The following is a 22,807-nucleotide window of genomic DNA, read 5'->3' as shown; positions in this document are numbered from 1 at the left end:
AATCTAAAGGAATGCAAAGATAATTAATCTGAAAATAAGTTTCCTATCCATTAGCACATCATTTTAACTTATTGTTTTTTTTTAACTTTTATAGCTTTTAATTTAACCAAAAACATGTTTTTCTACCTATACATAACCTATACGAAAGCGTTGTAAATAAATATTATTTTAGAGACTTTTTTTACTTATTTACTTGTTAATCATTCATTATGCTTGTATTTTATATGTTTATGGTTGAGTTAAAATTTAAATTGATATTGTATAGTTTCTATATATTGATTTTTGTTTTTCGTAATTTTTTATCGATTAAATTTAATAATTCTTATTTTTTAACTTTTTAAAAACATAATATGAAAAAAATTACTCTTTTATTTATTTTTTTAGGAATCAGTAATGGATTTTCTCAATCCTTTCCTTTGGATTTCTCTAGCCCTTCCCATTTAATGACAGGCTATGATGGTTGTAATGTTACTTTAATTGATGATAATGGTAATATGGTAGCCCAAGTAATAGGAGGAGGGCAATTATATGACACTGCACAATTGGATCTTGCAGAAAATTTAGATTTATCTGATGATGGAAATAATACAATCACTTTTATGATTAAACCATTGAATGGAAATACAACAGGTAATCATTTATTGAAATTCGAAGGAGGAGTAGGTGGACCAGCAACTGTTGAATTACCTTTTACAACTACAGGAACATCTTGGCAATCGATTACATTGAATTTTGGAAGTGGTTTAGGTAATTATTCAAAAGTGGTCCTTTTTACCGATTTTAATAACTATGAGACCGATACGTATTGGGTTGATAATTTTGCTGGAGGAACTAATATAGCTCCACCACCACCGTTACCAACACCTTCTGGACCAGCACCGGTTCCTACAGCAGATCCATCAACTGTAGTGAGTATGTATAGTGAATCGTATCCAAATACGTATCAATACTCTTTTGGTACTGCCTCAGATGTTGACTTGGATTCTGGAGCGGGTATAAATAATGCTTTAAAAATCAATTTTGCTATAGCAGGTTTTGGTGCAGGTTATAATGAAACGGATGTAACTACTGCACAGTACGTACATTTTGATTATTGGACAAGTAATGCAACTACCTTTGGATTGTATTTGATTTCAAATACTCCAGTTACGGAATATGTATATCGTTTGCCGGAACAAGAAGCTATCGTATTAAATACATGGAAAAGTGTTACTATCCCCATGTCTTATTTTACTAATTTAGGATTTAACGCAACGACATGGTTTCAATATAAATTTGATGTTTTGGCAGCAACACCTGGAACAGTTTATTTTGATAATGTTTATTTTACTACTTCAGCATTGGGAACTAAAATTTTTGAAAATATTGACGTTAAGATGTTTCCAAATCCTAGTTCGTCTAATTTAAATTTTAAATTAAATGATAGAGCCAATAATGTTGCATTTTATAATCAATTAGGTCAATTGATATTGTCAAAGAATATTGCTGAAAATGAATTTTCAATTGATGTTTCTGAATTAAATGAAGGGCAGTATTTTGTGAAAATTTCGTCAGATAGTAACTCAATAACTAAGATTTTTATTAAAAAGTAGTAATTTTGATTTTTTGATATAAAAGGTATGCGTTGCATACCTTTTTTTATATTTTTATACATTTATAGTGCATAAATATTCTAAACTATTTAAAAGATAATTATTTTGAGATACTTACATACTGTTTTGTTTTTTTGTTTTATTTCACTTTATTCACAGGAATTACCACCCATTGTGAAATATCCTCAAAGCTTGTACGCAGCTGGTAATCAAAATTGGATGATTACCCAAGACAAGAAACATTCTGTTTTTTTTGCAAATAATGAAGGCTTACTTGAGTTTAATGGTGCTAATTGGATTTTGTATCCATCACCAAATGAGACAATTATTCGCTCAGTTGTAGCAATTGATGATAAAATTTATACTGGTGCTTATATGGAATTTGGGTATTGGTCAAGGAATAATACGAATGAATTGATTTATACCTCATTAAGTAAGAAAATAAAAAATAAATTAAAAGATGATGAACAATTTTGGAATATACTTAATTACGAACAATGGATAATTTTTCAATCTTTCAATCAAATTTATATTTATAATACTAAAAATGAAAAATTTAATATTATTAAAGAGAATGAGACCATAATTAAATCTTTTGTGGTTAATAATGCTATCTATTTTCATGTTGCCAATAAAGGATTATTTGAAATCGAAAATGGAAAGAGTAAACTTATCTCAAAAGATTCCATTTTTTTGAATAATAAGATTGTCAATTTATTCTTTATTAATGAGCGATTAATAGTAGAGACTGAATTTTTAGGTTTTTTTGAGCTAAGAGAAGGTAGTTTAACTAAATTTTTAATCCCAGCTGATAGGGAAATAGGAGCAAGTAGTGTTTATAGTAGCTTATTATTGTCTGATAATAACCTAGCAATTGGAACCGTTTCAAATGGTGTTTTTGTGTTAGATAAAGACTGGAATATAAAATATCATTTAACACAAACTAAAGGACTTAGTAATAATACAGCTTTGTCCCTTTTTGAAGATATTGATAAGAATTTATGGATAGGTCTTGATAATGGAATCAATTGTATTAATCTACAATCACCAATAAAAAGTTTTTCAGACGATACAGGAATTTTAGGAACGGTTTATTCTTCTTTAGTTTTTCAAGAAAATTTATATATAGGAACAAATCAAGGTTTATTTGTTAAGAAATTAAATAATGATTCAGATTTTAAATTTATAGAAGGAACAAAAGGACAAGTATGGTCATTATTTGAAAATGATAATACATTGTTTTGTGGTCACAATACTGGGACATTTGTAATAGAAAACGAAATTGCCAAACAAATTTATAATGGTTCAGGTACATGGAAAATAGAAAATATTCCTAATAGAACGGATGTTTTAATTCAAGGCAATTATATAGGATTAAGTATTTTATATAAACAAAACGGGGAATGGAAATTTAGTCATAAAATTAATGGATTTGATTATTCTTCAAAGCATTTTGAAATTACTAACAATTCTGAAGTTTATATTAGTCATGAATACAAAGGTGTTTTTAGATTGGAATTAGATTCTAATTTAAAACAAACTAAGTCTTTTTTTACTTATAAAAACCCTACAAAAGGTAAAAACTCATGTTTAATAAAATTTAATGAATTTATATATTATGCTTATAAAGAAGGCGTTTATAAACTTAATACTAAGACAAAAGAATTTGAAAAAGATGTGATTTTAAGTAACGTTTTTAAAAAAGATGAGTACACATCTGGTAAATTAATTGTGGATAAATCAAATCGTTTATGGTTGTTTACCAAAAATTACATCCATTATTTTTCATTAAGTAAATTAAGTAATCAATTAAAGGAAAATGTTATTCCTATTCCAGCTTCACTTACTAATTCCATGTTAGGTTATGAGAATATTACCCAATTATATAATTCAATTTACCTCATTGGTACTACAGATGGATATTACACAATAAATTTAAATGATTTAACATTTAAAGATTATAAATTAACTATTACAAATGTTGCAATTAATAAATTAAACGAGAAAGTGGTAAGTTGTTCTGTTTTTGATAGTGGGTCTTTTAAGTATAATGAAAATAATATTATTTTTAGCTATTCTGTACCAGAATATAATAAATATATAAATGCTGAATATCAATTTTTATTAGAAGGGTTTCAAAATGAATGGAGTGAGTGGTCCTCTAAAACAAGTTCAAATTTTAAAAATTTGCCTCCAGGTGAATATACTTTTAAGGTTAGATCTAAAATTGCTAATTCAAAACCTGATGATATAGTAGTTTATAAATTTACTATTTTGAAGCCTTGGTATTTTACAAATCTTGCCTTATTTGTTTACTCTTTATTATTAATCATTTTAGGTTATTATGTTAACAAAGCTTATAAAAATTACTATCGCGAAAAAGAGCAAAAATTGATTGAAGAAAATAATTTATTGTTAGAGATTAAAGAACTAGAGAATGCTCAACAATTAATGAAAATAAAAAACGAGCAATTAACACAAGATGTTGATAGTAAAAAAAGAGAATTGGCAGTTTCAACAATGAGTTTGATTAAAAAGGATGAGTTACTAACTTTAATTAAAGAAGATTTAAAAAATGCAACAGAAATAACAAATAAAAATGTCAAGACAGTTATTTCTACCATTACAAAGAATATAAATAAGGAAGATTCTTGGAATACTTTTAAAGAAGCTTTTGATAATGCTGATAATGATTTTTTAAAGAAAGTAAAACATGATCATCCTTCATTAACTCCCAATGATTTAAGACTTTGTGCCTATTTAAGACTCAATTTGTCGTCTAAAGAAATTGCGCCATTGTTAAATATTTCTGTTAGAAGTGTTGAGATTAAAAGATATAGATTACGTAAAAAGATGAATTTAGATCATGAGCAAGGTTTAGTAGAATACATCTTATCATTCTAGTACCTATACATTAAAAATTCTACCTATACATCACCACAACATCAACGTTTTCGTAAATTTTTTTAAGATTTTTTTAAGATTCAGAAATACTTAATAATAGTGTGATTTTTTATTAAAAACACAATTAAAAACTGTTTTTTTTATATTGTATATTTTTTGTTGAGGTTATTTTAAATTTTTTATTAAATCAATCTTTTAATTTTAACTTTTATAAACCGAGACAAATTATGAGATCAAATTTTTTACTAATTACATTTCTGTTATTAACCTCTTTTGGTTTTAGCCAAACAGCCAATATTACAGGAAGTGTTTTTGATTCAGGTACAGGAGAACCTATACCTAGTGTTAATATTTATGCAAAAGATTCGAAAATTGGTACTGCTACTGATTTTGATGGTAATTTTAGCATACAGAATGTACCTATAGGTGCAACTTTAATTTTTAGTTATGTAGGTTATAATAATTATGAGTATAAAGTAACTCAATCTGAAAACATAAAGATTAATATGATTCAGGATTTAAAAGCTTTAGAAGAAATAATAGTTGTAGGTTATGGTACTAAAGCGAAAAAAGATGTTACAGGTTCTGTTTCAGTCGTTGATACTAAAGTAATTGAAGATTTAAGACCTATAAAAGCAGAACAAGCACTACAAGGTACAGTTGCAGGTGTTTATGTTTCTTCAGGTTCTGGTGCACCAGGTGCTGGAATTAACATTAGAATTAGAGGTATATCATCTAATGGAGAAAATGGTCCATTGATTCTTATTGATGGATACCAAGGGAATATGGATTTATTGAATCCATCAGATATTGAATCCTATACCGTTTTAAAAGATGCTCAAGCTTCAGTTTATGGCGCAAAAGGAGCTAATGGGGTAATTTTAATTACTACTAAACAAGGAAAGAAAAATTCTAAAACAAAAATATCTTTTAACTCTTATACAGGTTTTCAAGAAACTACAAAAAAACTAAATCTTTTGAATGCACAAGAGTATGCCTTACTTTTAAATGAAAGTTATGCAAATGCGGGTCTTACATTACCTTATCCATCTATACAAGGATTAGGTGAAGGTACAGATTGGCAAGAAGAAGTATTTCAAAAAGCACCCATAAGAAATAATGATATTTCAATTACTGGAGGTTCGGAATCAATTACTTATTCTTTTAGTGCATCTAAAATTATGCAAGAAGGTATTGTTGGTCTTGAAAAATCTGGTTTTGATAGAGGAACTGCTAGATTAGCTGTAGGAGTAGATTTATATGATAATTTAAAATTGAAAACAAATTTTATATATTCTGATTTTAATAGACAAAGTTTAAATGAAAATGGTTTAGGATCCGTTTTATTTAATGCTATTAACGTTCCTTCAGTTTTTTCTGTTACTGATGCAAGCGGTAACTACACTTTAGTACCAGATACTCCTGGTTATGGATTAGAAGTAATTAATCCTTTAGCTCAAATTCAAAATACTTATAATAGTTACAACCAAGAACGTTTAAATGGAAGTATAAGTTTAGAATATGAACCTATTAAAGATTTAAAATTAACAACTCGTTATGGTTTTGAAAGAGGTAATAGCGTGGGGAAATCATTTAATATGTTAGTTTTTTATGGTACTGGAAAAGTTTTTAATAATGTAGATCAAAGTACAGTATCTCAAAATACTCAAAAATTTAGTAATTATACTTTTGACGCTTTTGCAGAATACAAAAAAACGTTATTTGAAGACCATACCTTTAAGTTAACTATAGGTGGTACTTTGCATGAGGCAAATGGCGAAGGTTTATTTGCAACAGGTTATGATGTTCCTTATAATTCATGGGAATATGCAGATATTGCTTTAGCAAATGGTTTGCCTACAACACCAGTAAAAACAAATGGTTCTTATAAATCAACTCCTTACAAGCGACCATCTTTATTTGGTACTTTAGATTATAACTTTAGAGAAAAATATTTATTATCATTTATCTTTAGAAGAGATCAATCGTCTAATTTTGGTCCTGATTTTAGTGTTGCTTATTTTAAATCAATACTTGGAGGTTGGATTATTTCTGAAGAGGATTTCTTTAATAAAGACGGTAAAGTAAATTTCTTGAAATTAAGAGGAAGTTATGGAACTTTAGGAAATGATGCTATACCAGGAGATGCATTTAGATCTTTTTTAACTGGAGAATCTGAATATGTTTTTGATGGTAATTTAGTTACTGGAACAGCAGTAGGAGTACTAACTAATCCGAGTGTGAAGTGGGAAACTGACACAAAGATAGATGTGGGTCTTGATGCAAAAATGTTTAACAATAGATTAGAAATTACTGCAGATTACTACAATAATACTAGAAAAGATTTATTAATTAGAAACACTCCAGTATCAGGAACCGCTGGTGGGAACGCTCCAGGTTCAGGAAATCCAACAGTAAATGCTGGAACTGTTAAAAATAATGGATTTGAAGTGGCTTTAAATTATAAAGACAATATCAAAGATTTTAATTATGGTATTGGATTCAATATCACGACTATTAATAACGAAGTTACTGAAGTAAATAATTCAACTGGTTTTATAGAAAGTGGTGCTTTTGGTGTTGGACAACCTTCTCCAACAAGAATGCAAGTAGGGCAAACTATAGGTGCATTTTATGGTTATCAAACAGATGGAATTTTTCAAAATCAAGCCGAAGTGGACGCACATCCATCTCAAGTAGCTTTGGGTGCAGTAGCTTCTCCTGGTGATATAAGATATAAAGATATAAATGGAGATGGTGTAATAGATTTAAAAGATAGAACTTTTATTGGCAAACCAGTTGCAGATTATACCTTAGGTTTTAATATTAATTTAAGTTATAAAGGTTTTGATTTTGTGGGGTATTCTTATGCTTCTGTGGGTAATGACATGATTCGTAATTATGAAAGAACAGAAAACAAACTAAATAAATTAAATTATGTTTTAGGAAGATGGACAGGAGAAGGAACTTCAAATGAGGTGCCAAGAGTTACTGCAGGTGCTTCCTCTAACAATGTTTTTTCTGATTATTTTGTTGAAGATGCATCCTTCTTTAGAATTCAAAATCTTCAATTAGGGTATTCTTTACCTGGAAGTTTTATTGAAAAAATTAAATTAACTAAAGTAAGACTATACACTTCTGTAAATAATGTATATACATTTACTAAATATAGAGGTTTTGATCCAGCTGCTAATAGTGGTGATCCAATTGCTGGAGGAATTGATTATGGGTACTACCCAACGCCTAGAACTTATATGTTAGGATTAAATGTTACTTTTTAAAAAATTGACTATGAAAAAATATACAGTAAAAATCGGATTAATTGTAGCTTTAATGACAACAATCATTACGGCTTGCTCAGATGAATTTGTTAATGAAAATCCACCTTATGCTATAGATTCTGAAAACTATTTTAACTCTAAAGAAGATTATGAAAAAGCACTTATTGGGGCTTATGATATATTACAATCTACTTATGTAAATGTACTTTTAGGTGAAATTGCTTCTGATAATACGTTATCTGGAGGTGAAAGTGCTACAGACGTTATAGGTTTTCAACAAATTGATGAAATGATTCATACACCAGTGAATTCCAATCTGAAAGATATTTGGAATTGGATGTTTGCTGGAGTTTATAGAACAAGTTATATTTTAGAATTTAAAGATAAAACTGATTTTGAAGGAAAAAATCAAATTATTGCTGAAACAAGATTTTTAAAAGCATATTATAATTTTGAATTAGTGAAATGGTTTGGCCCTATTCCAATTAAAGAAGATGTAAGATTTGGGGTAAAAGACGTTGAAACAATTCCACGTTCATCTGTATCTGAGGTTTATGCTAATATTGAAAGTGACTTAATATTTGCCATTAATAATTTAAGTGTTACTGCTCCTCAACAAGGAAGAGCTACTAAAGGAGCAGCTCAAGCTCTTCTAGGAAAAGTTTATTTATACCAAAATAAATTTGTTAACGCTTCAAATGTATTAGAACAACTAATCTTAGATGGTAACTATTCTTTAGTAAGTGATTATTCTACCCTTTTTGAAAATAATGCTGAAAATGGACCGGAATCTGTTTTTGAAGTGCAATATACTGATGCACAAGGTGCTGGTTTTGGTTGTTTACAATGTAGTGAAGGAAATGTAGCTGTTGGTTTTAATGGAATTAGAAATTACAACGGGCCACTTTTTGATTCAGGATATAGTTTTAATGTACCCACACAAGAAGCATACAATGCATTTGAAGTAGGTGACAATAGAAGAGATATTGCTATACTAAATATTGTAGATTGGTCTAATGATACTGGAGCAACTTATGGTGAAGGATACAAACATACAGGTTTTTTTAATCGCAAATATTTACCTAGAAAAGGGGATTCAAATATTGGAGATCAAAATCTAACTAATCCAAATAATTACAGAGCAATTCGCTATGCAGATGTACTTTTAATGGCAGCAGAAGCTTTTAATAGAGGTGGAATTGACGATGCAAAAGCGAGAACTTATCTTAATATGGTAAGAAGAAGAGCTTTTGGTGATACTAACCACGATATATCGGCTTCTGGTGCAGCTTTAACTGATTTTATTCTTGATGAAAGAAGGTTAGAGCTTGTTGGAGAAGGACATCGTTTCTTTGACCTAGTTAGAACAAATAGAGCAGTTGGAACTATCTCTGGATTTACTGCTAATAAAAATGAAGTATTCCCTGTTCCTTTTGAAGAAATTCAATTTTCAAATGGCAATTGGCAACAAAATCCTAATTATTAAAATTACCAATTATGAATAAAATAAAAATATTATTTGGTCTTTTAGCTTTTTTACTTTTTATTGGTTGTGCTAAAGACGATGATACAGTAAATTTAGATAGCATAGCTGTACCTAAAAATGTGGCAGCACTAATGACAATTAAGCAAGATAATTCTGGTAAAGTAACTATTTTACCAAGAGGTGAGGGAATCACTCAATTCGAAGTTTATTTTGGAGATGGATCGGCTGATCCTGCATATGTTAATCCAGGTGCTTCAGTTCAACATGTATATGCTGAGGGAACTTATCAAGTGAGAATTGTAGGGGTTACTTTGGATGGTAAAAAATCTGAAACAACACAAGAATTAACTGTCGCATTTATTGCACCTGAAAATTTAAACGTTGTAATTGCACATATTCCTGGGAATAATTTAGGAATATCTGTACAAGCAACAGCAGATTATGAAACTTATTTCCAAGTTTATTTTGGTGAAGATCCAAATCAAATCCCAGTTGATTTTATGCAAGGAGAAACAGTAACTTTTAATTATGCAAATGTAGGAACATACACAGTAAGAGTTGTGGCTTTAAGTGGAGGTGTTGCTACTACTGAATATACTGAAGATGTTACGATAACAAATCCGGTTTTATTACCAATTGATTTTGAGTCGGCTACTTTAAATTATGATTTTATTGGTTTTGGAGGAGCTAATACTGTAAAAGTTGCGAATCCAAATATTGATGCTAATAATGGTAGTGCAAATGTGGCTCGCTTAACAAAAAATAACGCTTCAGAAGTTTGGGCTGGTTCTTTAATAGAATTAGGTGCTCCTATCGATTTTTCAACTATGCAAAAAATTAAAATTAAATCATGGGCACCTCAGGCTGGCGTAGTAATCAAAATGAAATTGGAAAACTTATTAGATTCAAACATCAATACTGAAGTAGACGTGACTAATACTGTTGCAAATGCTTGGGAAGAATTAGTTTTTGATTTCTCTGGTGTTAATAATGGAAATAATTATCAAAGATTAGTTATTTTCTATGATTTTGGAAATGCGGGTAACGGTGCTAATTATTATTTTGATGATGTTGAACTAACTTCAGGTGCACCATCAGTAATATTACCATTAGATTTTGAATCATCTACTTTAACATATACATTTAATAACTTTGGTGGAGCTAATACAATTGTTGATAATAATACAAATGCAACTGGTATCAATACTTCTTCAAAAGTGGGTAAAACAGTAAAAAATAATGGTGCTGAAACTTGGGCTGGTTCTTATATTGAATTAGGTAGTCCAATTAATTTTGCTACTATGCAAAAAATAAAAATGAAAGTATGGTCTCCACAAGTAGGAATTGTTGTTAAGTTGAAATTAGAAAATTTATTAAACGGAACAACAATTAATACAGAATTAGATGCTACTACTAGTCAAGCTAATGCTTGGGAGGAATTAACCTATGATTTTACAGGTATTAATAACTCAAATAATTATCAAAGAGTAGTTGTATTCTTTGATTTTGGTAATGCGGGTACAGGAGCAACTTATTATTTTGATGACATTCAATTATCCAACTAAAAAGAATTAAAATGAATAGAATAAAAAAATATATTATACTAACACTGACTATCATTTTTGCAATAAGCTGTCAGGAAGAAGATAAAAATTTTGGAGATTTAAGTGCTCCTACTAATTTAGTAGTGCAAGCAGAAATACAAGGTCAAGATGTTTCCAATCCTTACGGTGATGGCTCTGGATTAGTAACTTTCAACGCACATGCTGACAATGCAATATCATATAAATTTGTCTTTAGTGATGGTACTTCTCAAAATTCTCCTTCAGGAGTTTTTCAGAAACGTTTTACCCAAACAGGTGTTAATGTTTATAATGTTACAGTTGTTGCTTCTGGAAAAGGAGGAATTGCGACAAATACAACTATAAGCGTTGAAGTAAGAAGTGATTTTACAGATGAAGAAGCTATTGAATTTCTTACGGGCGGAGCTAGTAAAAATTGGTATTGGTCAGCATCTGAACCAGGACATTTAGGAGTAGGTCCTAATAGTACAGATGAAGCACAAAATTATTTTGGATTTTGGTATCAAGCCGCACCTTGGGAAAAAGCAGCAAGCGCTAATTCAAGTTGTTTATATGACAATGTATTAACCTTTACAAAAGAGGGTGATATTCTTAAATATCAATTGGATAATGGTGGAAAAACATTTTTTAATACTGCTTTTGAAGGTGTTGTAGGGGGAAGTGCAGGAAGTGATATGTGTTATGATTATGATGTTTCAGGTGTAAAGATTGTTACGTTGAGTCCATCTGAATCAGTTGTTACCATGAATGCGAATGCTGCAACTCAAACAAGAGGTACATTAATGACTTTTTCTGATAATGGATTTATGGGATATTATATTGGACAAAGTTCTTACGAAATTTTATCTATAACTGCAAACAGAATGGTTGTGAGAGCTATAATGGGTAACGATCCTGGATTAGCTTGGTATCATACATTTACTACAACCCAACCAGTTCAAAACCCTGTTGTAGATTATACAAATTTAGTTTGGTCTGATGAATTTAATACTGATGGTGCGCCCGACTCAAACAAATGGGGATATGATTTAGGCGCTGGTGGCTGGGGAAATCAGGAAGCCCAAACTTATACAAATAGTGCAACTAATGCTGTTGTTTCTGGTGGTAATTTAGTTATAACGGCTATAAAATCGGGTTCAGATTATACATCTGCACGTTTAAAATCTGAAAATAAATTTGAATTTACTTACGGTAAAGTAGAAGTTCGTGCAAAATTACCCGTAGGTGGTGGTACTTGGCCTGCAATATGGATGTTAGGAGCAAATTATGATCAAAATGGTTTTAGTTGGCCAGCATGTGGGGAAATTGATATTATGGAACATAAAGGAAATCAACCTAATGTTATTTACGGAACATTACATTACCCTGGTAATTCAGGTGGTAATGCCAATGGAAATTCTACAACCATTTCTAATGTTAGTTCAGAATTTCATGTATATAAGACAATTTGGAGTCCGTCTTCAATTCAAATATTTGTAGATGATGTATTGTTCCATTCTGTACCAAATAATAATTCCATTCCATTTAACCATGATTTCTTCTTGATATTAAATGTCGCTATGGGAGGAACTTTTGGAGGGCCTATTGATTCTAGTTTTACTCAATCTTCCATGGAAGTGGATTATGTAAGAGTTTATCAATAACACTTTTTCATTTTTTTATAAAATATTTTTATCATTTCAATCTTAAGAAAGTTTAGTATATCAATTGCTAGCTTTCTTAAGGGTTGGAATATTATTACCTATCTCTAATGAAAATCAAACCTATTATATATAGTATTTTATCTTTTTTGTTTTTTATTGGATGTAACGAAGGCCAAACAAAAAAAGCGGTTGCATCAAAAAAGAATGATTTGATTGAACAAAAAGTAGATTCCATTTTAAATCTAATGACTTTAGATGAAAAAATTGGTCAAATGAATCAATACAACGGGTTTTGGGAAATAACAGGTCCTGTTCCTAAAGAAGGTCAAGCAGCAAAAAAATATGAAGATATAAAGAAAGGCTTAGTAGGTTCTATGCTTAATGTTAAAGGTGCTAAAGAAGTTTATACCTTACAAAAAATCGCAGTAGAAGAAACTAGATTAGGTATTCCTTTATTATTTGGTTTTGATGTTATTCATGGATATAAAACAATTAGCCCTATTCCACTTGCTGAAGCTGCTAGTTGGGATTTAGATGCAATAAAAAAATCTGCAGCAATTGCAGCAGAGGAAGCATCGGCAGTAGGGATAAATTGGACTTTTGCTCCAATGGTTGATATATCTAGAGATGCAAGATGGGGAAGAGTTATGGAAGGTGCAGGTGAAGACCCTTATTTAGGAAGTAAAATTGCTGAAGCTAGAATCAAGGGTTTTCAAGGTGATGATTTGTCTTCTAGAAAAACAATTTTGGCTTGTGCTAAGCATTTTGCAGGATATGGTTTCGCAGAAGCTGGTAGAGATTACAATACAGTTGATGTAGGAGAGCAAACACTTCAAAATATAATTTTACCTCCTTTTAAAGCTTCTGTAGATGCGGGTGTACGAACTTTTATGAATTCTTTTAATGATTTAAATGGAGTGCCAGCCACAGGTAATAAAATGTTGCAAAGAGAAATTCTTAAAAATAATTGGAATTTTACTGGTTTTGTGGTTTCTGATTGGGGATCAATTAATGAAATGATATCTCATGGTTATGCTAAAGATAGTGAACATGCAGCAGAAATTGCTGTCAATGCAGGATCTGATATGGATATGGAATCCTATGCATATGTTACTTATCTTAAAAAATTAATAGAGGAAGGCAAAGTTAAAGAAGCCGATGTTGAAGATGCTGCCAGAAGAATTTTAAGAACAAAATTCGAGTTAGGACTTTTTGAAAATCCTTATAAATACTGTGATGAGGCTTATGAAAAGAACACTGTCGGTAAAAAAGAATTTCATGATGGCGTTTTAGATATAGCAAAAAAATCAATTGTCTTACTTAAAAATGAAAATAACCTTTTACCATTACAAAGATCTGGAAAAAAAATTGCTCTTATCGGTGCGCTTGCTAATGATAAAACAAGCCCTTTAGGAAGTTGGAGAATAGGAGCAGATGATGAGTCTGCTGTTTCAGTATTTGAAGGAATGAGTCAATATAAACAGAATCAACTTATTTATGCTAAAGGTACAGATCTTGCTATTGGGAGAACTGAGTTTATGTGGGAAACAAAAATAAATGATTCTGATAAATCTGAATTTGCTAAAGCCATTAGTATAGCAAAAAGTGCCGATGTTGTAGTTATGGTTTTAGGTGAACACGGTCTTCAATCTGGTGAAGGGAGGAGTAGATCAGATTTAGGTTTACCCGGTTTGCAACAAGAATTATTGGAAGAAGTTTACAAAATAAATAAAAATATAGTATTAGTACTTAATAATGGAAGACCTCTTGCCATTCCGTGGGCAAAAGAGAATATACCTGCAATTGTTGAAGCTTGGCATTTAGGTACACAGTCTGGGAATGCTGTAGCACAAGTATTATATGGAGATTATAATCCAAGTGGTAAGTTACCTATGACTTTTCCAAGGAATATTGGTCAGGTTCCATTATATTATAATTATAAAAATACAGGAAGACCAGTTATGACTGAAAAAGAAAGTGTTTTTTGGTCACATTATATCGATGAAAAAAATACACCTTTATTTGCTTTTGGACATGGTTTAAGTTATTCAAAATTTGAATATTCTAGTTTGAAATTAAGTAAAAAATCTTTTAAAAATTCTGAAAAAATTATTGTTTCTGTAACCTTAAAAAATAATAGTAAAGTTAAAGGAAAAGAAGTAGTACAATTGTATATTAGAGATTTAATAGCTAGTTCAACGAGACCAGTTAAAGAACTTAAAGATTTTAAATTGGTTGAATTAAATCCTCAAGAAGAGCAAGTTATTTCTTTTGAAATCAAAGCGGAGACATTAGCATTTTTTACCAAAAACAATAAATGGGAAACAGAACCAGGTGAGTTTAAAATTTTTATTGGAGGTAGTTCAGACAATACATTAGAAGATCAATTTCAATTTTTAAAGTAATATCATAATGAAAAAAATTTGTTTAATACTATTCATTTTTAATGCTGCTTTTGCTCAAAAGCAATCAAGAAAGTTAATTTGGGAAGAAAATTTTAATGGCAAAGCATTAGATACTACAGTTTGGAATTTTGAAATTGGTAATGGCTGTCCAAACATATGTGGTTGGGGTAATAATGAATCTCAAATTTATACGAAAGAAAATCATAAAATTAAAAAAGGACATTTAGTCATTACAGCGAATTACGATGGAAAAACATATACTTCTACTCGAATAACTACAAAAGGGAAAAAAGAGTTTCAATACGGTAGAATTGAAACAAGAGCAAAATTGCCTATTGGTACTGGATTATGGCCTGCTTTTTGGATGCTAGGCTCAAACATTTCAGAAGTTGGTTGGCCAAAATGCGGTGAAATAGATATTTTAGAATACATAGGTAAAGAACCTAGTCAAGTCTTCACTTCATTACATACACAAGATAGTCATGGTAACACAATCAATACAAAAAAAACAAAAATAGATGGAATAGAAGAGGGATTTCATGTATATGCAATCGATTGGGACAAAAATAAAATTGCTTTTTATGTAGATGATAATTTAGTATATACTTTTCAACCTGATGCGAAAGATGAAAACGTTTGGCCTTTTAATCAGCCTTTCTATTTTTTAATTAATATGGCAATAGGTGGAAACTTTGGTGGTCCATCTATTGATAATACAGTTTTTCCACAAGAGTATATAATTGATTATATTAAAGTTTATCAATAATCAAATCTTGTCTATAGACATTAAATGTGTGGAGTGGATTGTTGATGATGTGAAAATTAGAAAAAATATTGCTATTAGTTTTGAATTTGATATTATAAGAAGTTCAATGTAAAAAAAGTAAAAAGAAGTTCAATTTAAAATCTGAATTTATATGTAACAAACCTATTTTTAACAATTAACAATTAAAAACATGAAAAAAACAAAACAAACTTATCTCTTAAGTTGGAAATTTTTTTCCATCTTATTCTTTACAGCAATTGGGTATAGTCAAGGACCAATTCCTTTTGAAATTAGAAATACTTCTACTTTTAATGATTCTGATCTGTATGTAGCAATTGTAGGTATTAATTACAATACAGGTGCACATGTGTGGGTTGATGCCAAAACTAGTCAGGTCTATCCAATGAATTCATCTTATAATACGGTTCAAGGTCCTACACCAGGCGGAAATTTAGGTCCAGGTGGAAATGGAAAGTATGCTAATTGTTTTACTCGATTAAGTGATATTCCTAATAAAACATTTACTTTACCGCTTATTGCTGGTTGTAGAGTTTTTATTTCTAAAGGTTCACAAATGTATTTATATTTCTTTGGCTCTACAGGTGCTCCTTCAGGATATGCCGGACATAATCCGCTTAATCCAACGGATCCAAATAATGGTATTTTATATGAAATGATTGAATTAACCAATAATCAATATGGTTTTTTTGGTAATCCAACACGTGTAGATTCATATAAATACCCAATGGGATTAGAATTGTATGGAAATGGTTACTATAAACGAGTTGGAGAGCTAAAAAAACATAATGACATTGTTGCAGCTTTCAAAGCAAATGTACCAACTGAATTTCAAGGTTGTGTAAATAATACTACTGGAGAAATTACAGCTCCATCTAAAACACCTGCATTTGCAGATGGTACAGGTGGAACTACAGCAGGTCCTTATGCTAATTATTTAAAATCTTATATCGATGCCATCTGGAATAAATATAAAAACCAAGATTTAATTTTTTATGCTGGACAAGCTGGAGTTTTTAAAGGAAGAGTTATAGGTGAACAACTAGAAATGGTTGGTCAATCCGGAGCTTTTGTAGGAAGAACTGGTCGTGTTCAATATAGACCTTCTACGCAAGAAGCATTAGAAGGAAAAGGAGTATTAGACAGAAGATTAGTTGACGGTGATTTAGATTTAGTTATACAAGCTCAACTTACTGCGGCTATAAATAGACATGTTGTTGATGTAACAAGTGCTAATCCTGGTCAACAAAATTGGCATAATATCCCATCATTTTATCAAGCTAATCCAATGAATCATTATGCTAAATTTTGGCATTTACCAGGAATAAGTGTGGATAATTTATCTTATGGTTTTGCTTATGACGATGTAGCAGATCATTCGCCATCTTTACATACAACTCAACCTACAAAAGCTGTGGCTGTTTTTGGAGGATTTGGAAATAGTGCACCAAGTGTAGCTACAGTTTATAAACATTGTAGTTATGGAGGTTATGCAATTGGATTACCTGTAGGAAATTATACTTTAGCTCAACTTCAAGCCAATGGAGCTTTAGATAATGATATTTCATCTTTAAAAGTTCAAAGCGGCTACGAAGTTGTTCTATATGCTAATGACAATTTTACTGGTTCTTCAATCGTTGTTGGTTCAGATGATACTTGTTTAGTTGATAATAATTTTAATGATGTAGCTTCATCTGTAAAAGTAAGAGTAGCAACAAATACATCATCAGTACTCATTCAAGCTGAGGATTATTCAGCAATGAACGGAATTCAAACAGAAGCTACTACAGATACGGGTGGTGGTTTAAATGTAGGTTATGCGGATACGGGTGATTGGATGGCTTATAATAGTATTAATTTCCCTACTACTGGAGCCTATTTAATTGAGTATAGAGTGGCTAGTGCCGTAAATGGTGCTGTAATATCTTCAGATTTAAATGCTGGCGCAATAGTTCTAGGAAATGTAAATATTCCTAATACAGGAGGATGGCAAAATTGGCAAACTGTTTCTCAAACTGTAAATGTGAATGCAGGAACATATAATTTTGGAATCTTTATTCAAAATTCTGGAGTTAACTTAAATTGGTTTAGAATTACCAAAGTGAATAATGCACTTAGAATGACTTCGACATCAAATGAAAAAGAAGAATTACTAACTGTTTATCCAAATCCTGCTGAAAATACTTTACATTTTAGTCAATCTTTAGATAATGTTACAATTGAGGTGGCAGATTTTCAAAGAGGTATTTATCTAAAATTACCTAAAACAGATGCAAATAGTTTAGATATTTCAAATTTGCAACCAGGTATTTATGCTGTTATTATTGAAAAAAATGGTGTAAAGACAGAAAAGAAATTTATTAAAAAATAATTTGATAAAGCCCCAATAAGCGTCAGCTGTTGGGGCTATTTTTTTGACTAAGATAATGATGAAAAATGATTAAAATACAATGCTTAAACTTTCTTTAAACGTTTATATATAACATATTGTTGAAGTATTATTGCTGTTGGTTGAAAAATACAAGCTGTTGGTTTAAAATATTTTTTTTAAAACAATCAGAGCAATAATTTTATATTAATTCTTTTTTTTAATAAAAAAGAATTAAGTATTAATCTTAATTAAATTGAAATATGCAATAAAATTATCTTAGATTAAAAATTTAATCTGAAAAAACTTAACAAGAACAAATAAACAAACAAACATGAAAAAAAGTATTTACTTTAGCTTTATAGCTTTGGTTGCTTCTTGCAATTGGGCTATATCACAAACTTCTTTGGGTAAGAATGAAACATTTCTTTCAAATGTTAAAAAGAATTTAACTGAAAGCACTTCTAAAGGGAAAGAGAAAGACATTCTTTTAAAAATTGATGCTAACAAAGCACTTAATGGGAAAATTAATTTTCAAAAATCCAGTTCCACTAGTGAGTATATAATTGGTGAAATAACTAATAATGGAGGTTCTTTTTATATTGATATATCTAAAAAAGATTTACAAGGTCATATTATAATTAAAAGTACAAACAAAGCATATAAATATTATTCTGAAAACGATAATGCGTTTGTAAAAGAAGTAGATATAAATAGCTTAATTTGTGTGAATTATCAAAATGTTCCTGATAGACAATTATTAAATGAAGCAAATAAATCACAAGAACCTCAAAATGCTCCTGTTGCAGAAGCACTTTTAGATTTGCAAAGTCTACCTGGTGCAGCTGGTTGTGTTTTATTAGATTTTGATGGGTATTATATGCCTGCAGGCAATTTATGGAACAATGGAAATGCTATTAATGCGGCACCATCAGGAATGAGCGATGCAGCTGTTTTAGAACATTGGGAAGTGGTTTCTGAAGATTATAGACCATTTAATTTAAATATTACTACAAACGAGTCTGTTTTTAATTCCTATCCTAGAAATAGAAGGATGCGCGTGGTTATTACTCCAACAAATACTGCTGCTCCAGGAGCGGGTGGAGTTGCTTATATTGGCTCTTTTAATTGGGATAATGATGTACCTTGTTGGGTGTTTATTACTTCTGGTAAATCCGGAGGAGATGCATCTTCACATGAAATTGGACATACATTCGATTTAGGTCATGATGGACGTACAAATCCTCAAGAAGGATATTTTCTGGGTATAGACGGTACTTCTTGGGCTCCAATTATGGGTGCAGGTTATTATAGACCTGTTGTGCAATGGAGTAAAGGACAATACAATTATGCAGATAATCTTCAAGATGACGTTGCAACTATTGCAGGTTCAAAATTTGGTGTAGGATATAGAGGTGATGATTACGGTAACAATACTGCTGGAGCAGCTAGTTTAACATACAATGCTAATGGTACCATCAATCAAAAAAATGGAATCATTTCTAGTGAAGCAGATTATGACTTTTTTACTTTCACAACTGGAGGTGGAAACGTAGTTATCAATGCAAATACTGTAAGTAGAAATGGAAATCTTCACTTAATAATAAGATTATTTAATGCTTCAGGAACTCAAATTGGTACTTATTGGAACTCTGATCCATTTGCTTTAAATGCATCTATGAATGTAAATTTAGCTGCAGGAAAATATTATATAGGAGTCGATGGGACGGGTGCTGGTGATGCTGGATATGGAGGATATTCTGCCTATGGATCAATAGGGAGTTATTCTATAACAGGTACAATTCCTCCAGATAATGGTGTTGCAACCGTATATAAAGATTGTAATTATGGTGGTTATGCTATTAGTTTGGCACCAGGTAATTATACTTTAAGTCAATTACAAGCTAAAGGAGTTGTAAATGATGACATTTCTTCTCTTAAAGTTAATAGTGGATATGAAATTGTACTTTATGTTGATGATAATTTTAATGGCTCCTCAGTTGTAATAGGAAGTAATGATACTTGTTTAGTAGATAATAATTTTAATGATCTAGCCTCTTCATTACGTGTTAGAGCAACAAGTAGTTCCTCTAGTATCTTAATTCAAGCAGAAAATTATACTGCTATGAGTGGTATTCAAACTGAAGCTACTACAGATGCAGGTGGTGGTTTGAATGTAGGTTATGCGGATACGGGTGATTGGATGGCTTATAATAGTATTAATTTCCCTTCTTCTGGTTCTTATTTAATCGAATATAGAGTAGCTAGTGCTGTAAATGGTGCAGTGCTTTCTTCAGATTTAAATGCAGGAAGTATTATTTTAGGTAATGTAGCTATTCCTAATACTGGCGGATGGCAAAATTGGCAAACTGTTTCACAAACTGTAAATGTAAATGCAGGAACTTATAATTTTGGAATTTATATACAAAGTTCTGGAGTTAATTTGAATTGGTTTAGAATTACAAAAATAAGTAATGCTGCAGCAAAAGAAAGTACCTCTGAACCAAAAGAGATGTTTGTTGTTTATCCAAATCCAGTTGAAAATACTTTATTCTTTACAGCTGAAGTGGAAAGTGCGAAAATAACTATCATTGATGTTCAAAGTGGAAATGTAATACCGTTTAGAAAAAATAATGATAAAAGTATTGATGTTTCTTTATTAAAACCTGGTATCTATTCTGTTATTGTAGATAATAATGGACAAATGGAAAGAAGACGTTTTATTAAAAAATAATTATTAATAAGAACCTTATTTAAGGTTCTTATTTTTTTTAATTCTAAAATATCATGACAAAAAGTTCACAAATATTAAAAAAGTTAGCTTTTATCTTAGTGCTAGGAATGTTAAATTTGTCTTATGCACAAAAAAAAGTTATTGGATATGTTCCTAATTGGATCGATTTAAATACTTTCTCAAATAGTATTCAATATAATAAATTAACACATATTAATATCGCTTTTGAAAATCCTGATTCCAATGGGAATCTTTCTTTTCAAGCTGCAAATAATACTTTAATCCAAAAAGCACACACTAATAATGTGAAAGTATTTGTCTCTATAGGTGGTGGTGCTATTTCAGAAGGGGGTGCTATACGTGATAATTTTTTCAATCAAATGAGTGCAGGTAATAGAGCTTCATTTGTACAAAAACTTACTAATTATGTAATAAGTCACAATTTTGATGGTATTGATGTTGATTTAGAAGGTCCAGCTATTAATGGTGATTATGGGAACTTTATTATTGCTTTAGCAAATAGTATGCATGCAAATAATAAACAAATTACGGCTGCTTTATCACAAGGTTATGGCGGTGCCAATGTACCATCAAGCACTTTTTCTTATTTTGATTGGATAAATATTATGGCATATGATGCAACAGGACCATGGAATCCAAATAATCCTGGACAACATTCTCCTTATAGTATGGCTGTAGATCAATTTAATTATTGGACAGGTAGAGGCCTTCCAAGTAGTAAAGCTATAATAGGTGTGCCTTTTTATGGTTATGGTTTTGGAAGTTCAGCTAATCAAGGTATTTCTTATGCTGATATTGTAAATACATATCCTGGTGCTGAAAACCAAGATCAAGTAGCAAATACAATTTATTATAATGGTATTCCCACCATTAAACAAAAAACAACCTTTGCGGTTCAAAATGCGGGTGGCGTTATGATTTGGCAATTAGCTCAAGATGCAGTTGGCTCAAAATCTTTATTAACTGCTATTGATCAAGTTATCAATGGAGGACAACCTCAAAATGGTGTAGCGACTGTTTATAAGCATTGTAATTATGATGGTTATGCTGTCTCTTTACCTGTGGGGAATTATACTTTAAGCCAATTGCAAGCAAAAGGGGTTGTCGATAATGATGTTTCTTCTGTAAAAGTTCAAAATGGTTATGAAATAGTACTTTACGCAAATGATAATTTTACCGGAACTTCGGTTACTATAACTTCTGATGACACTTGTTTGGTAGATAATAGTTTTAATGATGCAACAACTTCAATAAGAGTAAGAACAGTTACAAATTCTTCTTCCGTTTTTATACAAGCAGAAAATTATTCTAATATGAATGGGATTCAAACAGAACCAACTACTGATTCTGGTGGTGGGTTGAATGTAGGATATGCAGATACAGGAGATTGGATGGCGTATAATAGTATTACTTTTCCAACTTCTGGTGCTTATTTAATAGAATATCGTGTTGCAAGTGCTGTTAATGGAGCCATGTTATCAGCCGATTTAAACGCTGGTTCAATACAATTAGGAAATGTAGGCGTACCTAATACAGGAGGTTGGCAAAATTGGCAAACGGTCTCGCATACGGTAAATGTAGATGCTGGTACTTATAATTTTGGAATTTATATTCAAAGTAGTGGCGTAAATTTAAATTGGTTTCGAATTACTAAAGTAGGAAATGCAGCAAGAACTGCAGTCTTAAATGATTCTAATGAAGAAAAAAAATCAATTGACTTTACTTTTTATCCAAATCCATCCGAAAATGGATTAAACTTTAATTCTTCTATGAAGGATGTGAAAATAACTGTTTATAATTTAGCAGGTATGCCAATAATAACTTCAGAAAACATTGAAAATTATTTAGACGTTTCTTCATTGGCTTCTGGAATTTATATTATCGCTTTTGAAACATCTGAAAATAAAGTCACTAAAAAATTTATAAAAAAATAATTTTCAAGAAGCTGTCCAAAAAGTATAATCTTGTCTAGCAGAACTTGTTCCTGTTTCTTTAAATTTACTGAT

At 30.6% G+C, this 22,807-nt stretch carries 11 protein-coding genes; all 11 read left to right on the top strand.

Annotated elements, in window-relative coordinates; translation table 11 throughout:
* Positions 1-350: 350 nt before the first annotated feature.
* The gene (locus HALO113_RS02815; protein WP_159777578.1) at positions 351-1,592 is read left to right on the top strand and encodes a T9SS type A sorting domain-containing protein; all 1,242 of its coding nucleotides are present in this window, start codon (positions 351-353) and stop codon (positions 1,590-1,592) included.
* A gap of 105 nt (positions 1,593-1,697) precedes the next feature.
* On the top strand, positions 1,698-4,496 hold the full coding sequence (locus HALO113_RS02810) for a triple tyrosine motif-containing protein (RefSeq protein ID WP_305069208.1): 2,799 nt from the start codon (positions 1,698-1,700) through the stop codon (positions 4,494-4,496).
* Between the two features lie 227 nt (positions 4,497-4,723).
* Positions 4,724-7,777 carry a TonB-dependent receptor gene (locus HALO113_RS02805; protein ID WP_159777577.1) on the top strand — a complete coding sequence of 1,018 codons (3,054 nt, stop codon included), beginning with the start codon at positions 4,724-4,726 and terminating at the stop codon, positions 7,775-7,777.
* Between the two features lie 10 nt (positions 7,778-7,787).
* Positions 7,788-9,263: a RagB/SusD family nutrient uptake outer membrane protein gene (locus tag HALO113_RS02800; protein WP_159777576.1), complete on the top strand. Its 1,476-nt coding sequence runs from the start codon at positions 7,788-7,790 to the stop codon at positions 9,261-9,263.
* An 11-nt stretch (positions 9,264-9,274) separates the two neighbouring features.
* Positions 9,275-10,828 carry a hypothetical protein gene (locus HALO113_RS02795; RefSeq protein WP_159777575.1) on the top strand — a complete coding sequence of 518 codons (1,554 nt, stop codon included), beginning with the start codon at positions 9,275-9,277 and terminating at the stop codon, positions 10,826-10,828.
* Between the two features lie 11 nt (positions 10,829-10,839).
* Positions 10,840-12,489, top strand: coding sequence for a family 16 glycosylhydrolase (locus HALO113_RS02790; protein WP_159777574.1), 1,650 nt, complete (start codon positions 10,840-10,842; stop codon positions 12,487-12,489).
* A 107-nt stretch (positions 12,490-12,596) separates the two neighbouring features.
* Positions 12,597-14,894 (top strand): beta-glucosidase BglX, encoded by a 2,298-nt coding sequence (bglX, locus tag HALO113_RS02785; RefSeq protein ID WP_159777573.1) that lies wholly within the window; start codon positions 12,597-12,599, stop codon positions 14,892-14,894.
* Positions 14,895-14,901: 7 nt separating this feature from the next.
* A complete protein-coding gene (locus tag HALO113_RS02780) occupies positions 14,902-15,660 on the top strand; it encodes a family 16 glycosylhydrolase (RefSeq protein ID WP_159777572.1) in 759 nt (252 codons plus the stop codon).
* Between the two features lie 190 nt (positions 15,661-15,850).
* A complete protein-coding gene (locus HALO113_RS02775) occupies positions 15,851-18,049 on the top strand; it encodes a beta-1,3-glucanase family protein (protein WP_159777571.1) in 2,199 nt (732 codons plus the stop codon).
* Between the two features lie 331 nt (positions 18,050-18,380).
* The gene (locus tag HALO113_RS02770; RefSeq protein ID WP_236554581.1) at positions 18,381-20,780 is read left to right on the top strand and encodes a carbohydrate-binding protein; all 2,400 of its coding nucleotides are present in this window, start codon (positions 18,381-18,383) and stop codon (positions 20,778-20,780) included.
* A 53-nt stretch (positions 20,781-20,833) separates the two neighbouring features.
* Positions 20,834-22,735 (top strand): glycosyl hydrolase family 18 protein, encoded by a 1,902-nt coding sequence (locus HALO113_RS02765; protein WP_159777570.1) that lies wholly within the window; start codon positions 20,834-20,836, stop codon positions 22,733-22,735.
* Positions 22,736-22,807: the final 72 nt, after the last annotated feature.

It is taken from the genome of Flavobacterium sp. 9AF (genome assembly GCF_902506265.1).
Taxonomy (GTDB): Bacteria; Bacteroidota; Bacteroidia; order Flavobacteriales; family Flavobacteriaceae; genus Flavobacterium.
Note: the sequence above shows the minus strand (reverse complement) of the source record. Positions and strands in the feature narration are given on the sequence as shown.